Annotated in this window: 6 protein-coding genes; 3 read left to right on the forward strand and 3 right to left on the reverse strand. The window is 33.1% G+C overall.

Annotation, left to right across the window (positions count from 1 at the left end):
- Positions 1 to 44: 44 nt before the first annotated feature.
- Positions 45 to 1,210 (reverse strand): IS3-like element ISAba21 family transposase gene (locus ACINWC743_RS18455; RefSeq protein WP_085947548.1). Its coding sequence is split into 2 segments (ribosomal slippage): positions 45 to 952 and positions 952 to 1,210, totalling 1,167 coding nucleotides; the frame shifts between segments, so codons are not numbered across the junction.
- 79 nt (positions 1,211 to 1,289) lie between these two features.
- Between ACINWC743_RS18455 and ACINWC743_RS18465 the strand changes: the two genes are divergently transcribed.
- From ACINWC743_RS18465 to ACINWC743_RS18475, 3 genes are read left to right on the forward strand one after another with little or no spacing between them, the layout of a single operon-like run.
- Positions 1,290 to 1,784 (forward strand): hypothetical protein, encoded by a 495-nt coding sequence (locus tag ACINWC743_RS18465; protein WP_009586525.1) that lies wholly within the window; start codon positions 1,290 to 1,292, stop codon positions 1,782 to 1,784.
- Positions 1,785 to 1,839: 55 nt separating this feature from the next.
- Complete coding sequence (locus ACINWC743_RS18470) at positions 1,840 to 3,294, forward strand: ATP-dependent nuclease (RefSeq protein WP_009586524.1); 1,455 nt, start codon at positions 1,840 to 1,842, stop codon at positions 3,292 to 3,294.
- A complete protein-coding gene (locus ACINWC743_RS18475) occupies positions 3,291 to 4,160 on the forward strand; it encodes an HNH endonuclease (protein ID WP_009586523.1) in 870 nt (289 codons plus the stop codon). The genes ACINWC743_RS18470 and ACINWC743_RS18475 overlap by 4 nt, the downstream gene beginning before the upstream one ends.
- Before the next feature lie 333 nt (positions 4,161 to 4,493).
- Here ACINWC743_RS18475 and ACINWC743_RS18480 read toward each other — a convergent pair whose 3' ends face one another.
- On the reverse strand, positions 4,494 to 4,712 hold the full coding sequence (locus ACINWC743_RS18480) for a DUF3969 family protein (RefSeq protein WP_009586522.1): 219 nt from the start codon (positions 4,710 to 4,712) through the stop codon (positions 4,494 to 4,496).
- 121 nt (positions 4,713 to 4,833) lie between these two features.
- A protein-coding gene (locus tag ACINWC743_RS18485) for an IS3-like element ISAbe12 family transposase (protein ID WP_085947547.1) occupies positions 4,834 to 5,993 on the reverse strand; the annotation gives its coding sequence in 2 pieces (ribosomal slippage) (positions 4,834 to 5,756 and positions 5,756 to 5,993; 1,161 coding nt in all).
- Between the last annotated feature and the right edge of the window lie 72 nt (positions 5,994 to 6,065).

Consider the following 6,065-nt stretch of genomic DNA (forward strand, 5'->3'; position numbering starts at 1 on the left):
CTTGATATGTGCTGAATTAGCAGGAGACTTTCACTTGGGATATGCTAGGCAGCTAACCGATAAAAGTTCTCTGCTATTTGATTTGGCGTTTTAAAATCCAAACTCTTTTGAATTCTTCGCTGATTATAAAATAACACAATGTATTCTGTAATATCTGCTTTAGCTTCATCTCTGGTTTTATAGTTGCAATGATGCACTAATTCATTCTTGAGTATGCCCCAGAAACTTTCAATCGGTGCATTATCGTAACAGTCCCCACGTTTGCTCATTGAACCTTGAAAATCACATTTTTCCAGTATCTTTCGATATTCATGGCTGCAATATTGGCTGCCTCTGTCCGAATGAATAATTAAGCCTTTCGTTGGTTTTTGATTACGAATCGCCATAGTCAGTGCATTGCAAACAAGTTGTGCGGTCATACGCTCATTTAAGCTATAGCCAACCACTTGTTTCGTGTACAGGTCTTTTACTGCTGCCAAGTATAACCAACCTTCAGCAGTCCAAATGTATGTAATATCGCTTGACCATGCAAGATTGGGCTTAGTCATTGAAAACTGTTGCTCTAGTAAATTTGCGTAGATCGCTCGATTATGATCACTCTTCGTAGTTCTTTTGAAACGCTTATGACGCTTACAATACAGCTGGTTGAGCTTTTTTATTTGACGTACAGCATACGTACTGATTTTGATACCTTGCGCTTGTAAATGCTTAGTTAATCGAATATAGCCATAGCTTTGTTTAGTTTCCTCATGAGCTATTTTGACCAAAATTGTCTGTTGATTTCGCTGAACCAATCTTTTATTCATGCCTCGTTTTAGCCAATCATAAAATCGTGACACTGAAACGTGAAGTAATCTAGCCATAAAGCTAATCGGGAATAAATATCTTTGCTGTTTCATATAGGCGTACCTTACTGACTTTCTTTCGCAAAGTACGCTGCTGCCTTTTTTAGAAATTCACGTTCCATTTCAGCTGTTTTGAGCTGTTGTTTGAGCTTTTTATTTTCTTCGAGTAAGGCATTTAGATCAGGTGAATATTGTTTAGTGCCTGCTAAGGTGCCAGTCTTTGCTTTATTATTCCAATTTGAAAGAGTTTGCATTGAAATGCCAAGTTGTCTGGCTGTTTCCGATACATTGCCTTGATTGGCTTCAATCAATTTTATTGCTTCAACTTTAAATTCTGCGGTGTAAGTCTTCTGTTTCTTGCTCATGGTAAACTCCTGATGAGTGTCTATAGTTTACCAAGTTAAAACCTCCTGTTTTCTCAGCACACATCAGGGCTATGCTTCCGTGATTACCCAATTCTTAGGTGATGATACTAAGGGATATGATCACTCAAAAATGAAACAAATTTTTGAGATCTTAGTTAATTCAAAAAACGAGGAAATCCTAAAAAAAATGGGGAGATTCTTCAATCAAAAGTTTTGGTCAAAAAGATATGCTAGAGAGTTTTTTAAAATGTATATACAGTCAAACGCATTAGATCATAACGTTTATAATGTCTTACACTCAATAGAAGGAAACTCTATAGGTATGGCTCAATTTAGTGATCTCATCATTATCATGATTAAAAATATTCTTAAGTTAAAAACTCAAGATTTAATGAGTAATTTAGATACAGATGCTATCACAAGAGTCATTCAGCAATTATATGATCAAGCAGAAAATGATGACGATGATGAAACACTAGGGTATTGTCTTGACATGTGGGATGAACTTTTGGCTAGTAATCACTCATTCATAAGAAATATGACTGAAAAATTGGATCAAGGATTATTAAACTAATTTTTGATATTGAAACTATTTTATCATTTCTTTTAATTTGTTTAAGAGTTTATTTATGTTTGTTATAAAAGATTATAAAAAGCCTTTGACTACTAAAAAATTTCCAATTTTTAGTTTAACTAAAGATAATTGGAATGATTATGGAACTTATAGTCTATTTGATTTAAATTTCCATAAAAGTAATGACAAGTTATTTAATATTGGTCTAATTAAAATTTTACAAAAAAATTCATCCAATACAATAATTCCTGATGATTTTTTAAAATTAGATGACAATTATATTAGTCTAGGTCAAGATATATCATTTTACAAAAATCTACGCGAAATTCTTGGTGAGTCTGATTCAGAGATAGTGTTGGAAGCTTTAAATGATATCTCTTGGCAGTCAAACAAAGCTAAAAATTTTGAACACAAAACAGATTATAGAAATTCTTTACTTAGAGAAAATAGTGCTCATAATGCTTTAAGATTTGGTCGATCTATTATTTTAGATGAAGATTATACTGAAGATTTTTCTTTTAGGTATGTGGTTAATATTGCCGAAGCTAATAGTCCATTTGAAATTTTTGTTGATTTAGATGAGACTGATAAAATTCCAGGGCGAATTGTTGGAATTATTGGACGAAACGCTGTAGGAAAAACCCAGTTAATGAGTGCTCTTGCGCAAGATTTAGTTCAAGTTGGAAGAAAGTCCAAAAAATCTCTAGATAGCCGAGATGAAAGATTTATTGGGGACAGACCTATATTTAATAAAGTGATAACAGTATCTTATAGTGCTTTTGATAAGTTTATTCGTCCTACTAAACCCCAACGAAGTTACAATTACTGTGGTATTAGAAACGAGAGTGGTGAAATATCGATAAAATCATTAACAGAAAAATTTAAAGATAACCTAATTAAAGTTAGGGAGTTAGACAGGGAAAATCAATGGGTTAGTTGCATGATGAAAATTTTAGACAGTAATAATTCATCATTTCAAAGCTTTCTAGAAAAAGAGATAGAGAATACTGATTTTTTAGATAATGATCCTTTATCATTTCTTAGTTCTGGTCAATCGATATTAGCTCATTTTGTTACAGCACTTGTGGCAAAAATACAAATCAATACTTTAATTTTGTTCGATGAACCTGAGACCCATCTGCATCCAAATGCAGTAGCAAGCTTATTCAATGTATTAAATGATTTATTAAGAAAATATAATTCATTTGCAGTCATCGCGACTCATTCACCTATTGTTATACAAGAGATACCTAGTAAACGTGTAATTTTATTAACAAGAGAAAATAATAGTACGATTGCTACAAAAATGGAATTTGAAACTTTTGGTGAAAATATATCAGAGCTTACGAGGCATGTTTTTGATACAGTAAATATTCCTAATTTTTATAAAAAAGTGCTGAAAAACTTATCCCAGAAAAAAAGTTATGACGAAGTTTGTGATCTTTTTGAAAATAATTTAAGTTTTAACGCCAAAGCTTTTCTTATTGCTCAGTATGGTGAAGACAAATGAAAGTATTGAATAAACCATCTGCTTCTATTCCTTATATAGATAGACACAGAGCAATAGTTAGGGCTAAACACAATACCACTAAAGGTGAAATTAATAAAACGAAGCAAAATCTTTTGACTTTGGATAGTGCAGTTGCATCGAGATATACAAATTTTGAATTAGCTATTCAGAATAATCAACTATTTAATTTTATTGAAAATGCTTTCTTAAAGCAAAATAAAGATGATTTGCTAAGTTGCTATAACGGTTATACCAAAAAGGTTGAGGAAATATTTGATTTAATTAAAGATGCTCAAGTTTCTTGTTCTTTAAAAAAATGTCCTTATTGCGGTATAACTATACCTAAAACCCATGATCATTATTTACCAGAATCAAAGTTTCCAGAATTAGCAGTTCATGCCCTAAACTTAATTCCCTGTTGCTTTACTTGTAACCAAACAAAAAATGATAATTGGAAGAACTCTACACACCGTACATTTATTTATTTCTATTCAGATACAATACCTGTTGAAAGATTTATAAATGTACAATTATATTTTTCTACTAATGGAGACTCTATTGGAGCTAAGTTTTCTATAAATAAACCGCCAAATTTTTCTGATGATCATTGGGATATCATTTCTTCTCACTATGACAAACTTAGTCTGATAGATAACTACAACGAGATTGTTAATGATGAGATAACTGAAATATTTCAAATATGTTTAAGTCATATACGTAATGGAGGAGTGAACCTTAATAATTTTATTCTTGGTTTAGTAACACATGAAGAGAGTACATATGGTGGCAATCATTGGAAAGTTATATTGTTGAATGCGTTAGCAGGAAGTATTCGTTTTAAGCAGATGGTTACTGCTGCTGCATAACTCCCTATCTCTGTATGAATAGCCACTAATTTTGTAGACACCGTAAAGTTAGATAATGGACTGCTACCGCTCCCGTAGACAAATTTAGTCTATTCTTAATATTTTTAGTAGGAAATTATGTATTTATAACGAGGTTCATGAACTAAATATTTTACAAGTTATCACTTTAGTGCTCTAAGCAATTAAATTTGTTATTTATTAAATAAAAATTTAATTATGAACTAGATTTTAGGTAAACATAAGTTAAATAAGATACCAAAGGCTGTGGCTACACAACGCTATTGTTGCCACAGATCGTCAACGTGAATCCTGATAATTTTAATTCACGTTTACTTACTTAAAGTTGTTAAATAATTTTTGATCATACCATTTACCAAATTGAAAACTACTCTCGGGAAGCTGTTTAATCAATTCCTCACACTCATTAAACATTTTTTTCATTTCATTTTTAACATCAATATTAAATGATTCAAGGTCTTCTAGTTCTGTTCCCCTATGAATTACATCAATTAAGCTTTTTGAATATTTGTTCTCTTTTAATAGGTTAATCATATATGGAGCATATAAAAAGTACTCAGCTTCATGAAATAGTTATATAATCATTTTTTAAAGAATGTAGAATTCCAAGATTCACCAGTAAAATTAACTTTTGTAAATCAGTTTTTCCGTGATCCTAGACACTATCGTGGACAGTACTTCCCTCTAAATTCTTAAAATATTTCTGCTCAAAAGCTTCAGGGCTTAACCAACCATTTGCAGAATGCCTTCTGATTCGATTGTAGTAAACTTCAATATATTCAAACAAGACCGAATTTGCCTCTTTTCTTGTAGAAAATACACTGTCATGTACCACATGCCCTTTCAATGTATGGAAAAAACTTTCTGTTACTGCGTTATCCCAACAATTTCCCCTACGTGACATACTTTGTATTGCCTTATTTGTCAGTAATACAGCTCTGAAATCGCGACTGCAATATTGACTGCCTTGATCCGAATGAATCATCAAGCCTGTTGGATAACCCTGACGTGCAAGTGCATAGTTAAACGCATCACATACCAATTGACGATCTATTCGTGTACTTGTCTGCCAACCGACGATACGTCGGCTAAATAGATCTAGCATCACGCATAAATATAACCAGCCTTCCTTCGTTCGAATATACGTAATATCAGTCGTCCAGACCTTATTTGGCTCAGTTACAGTGAACTGTTGATCTAACAAATTTGGTGCTGTTGGCAAACGATGATTTGAATCAGTCGTATGCCTATATTTACGGGCAATTTTACTGTGTAATCCTAGTTTTTTAAGCATTCGACCTATTGTGCGCTCACTCATGCTGTAACCTAGGTCATGCATATCATGAACGAGGGATGGTGCACCTAAACGAGCGTGGTGCTGCCAATACACCGCTTGTAAATCATCATACTGCTTTGCTATACGTACCTGACGTTTTCTCCATGCATAGAACCCCGAAGTACTGACACCTAATTGTTTGCACAGTACAGTGACTTTAACCTTTTCCATTGCAAAGTCTTTGATTACCGTGTACTTCTCTTGCCTTGATCGGTGAGGAAATACACATGCACTTTTTTTAGTATGTCATTTGCCTCTTTGAGTTGTTTGACTTCTTTTTCTAGATCTAATATTCGCTGTTGCTCAGGTGTTAACTGACGTTTGCTTGATCCTTCTGGATTAGCAGTACGAATCCATTTATCAAGTGTCGAGTAACCAACACCAAGCTTTACCGCAATTGATGCTAATGATTCATGTGAGTTCGCAAGTGCATAATCAATTGCTTGCTGTTTAAATTCTGGACTAAAGCGTTTAGCCATGTGTACATCTCCAAAGTTAACGTTACATTATCTTCAGAGGGACAGTGTGTCCATTACTTTGGCTAGGATCAT

Source organism: Acinetobacter sp. WC-743, assembly GCF_000335555.1.
GTDB classification, from domain to species: Bacteria; Pseudomonadota; Gammaproteobacteria; order Pseudomonadales; family Moraxellaceae; genus Acinetobacter; species Acinetobacter bereziniae.

Bases quoted from the DNA above. Each gene is read 5' to 3' on its own strand.
- ACINWC743_RS18475 (WP_009586523.1), top strand. From the start codon at position 3,291: ATGAAAGTATTGAATAAACCATCTGCTTCTATTCCTTATATAGATAGA.
- ACINWC743_RS18480 (WP_009586522.1), bottom strand. From the start codon at position 4,712: ATGATTAACCTATTAAAAGAGAACAAATATTCAAAAAGCTTAATTGAT.
- ACINWC743_RS18470 (WP_009586524.1), top strand. From the start codon at position 1,840: ATGTTTGTTATAAAAGATTATAAAAAGCCTTTGACTACTAAAAAATTT.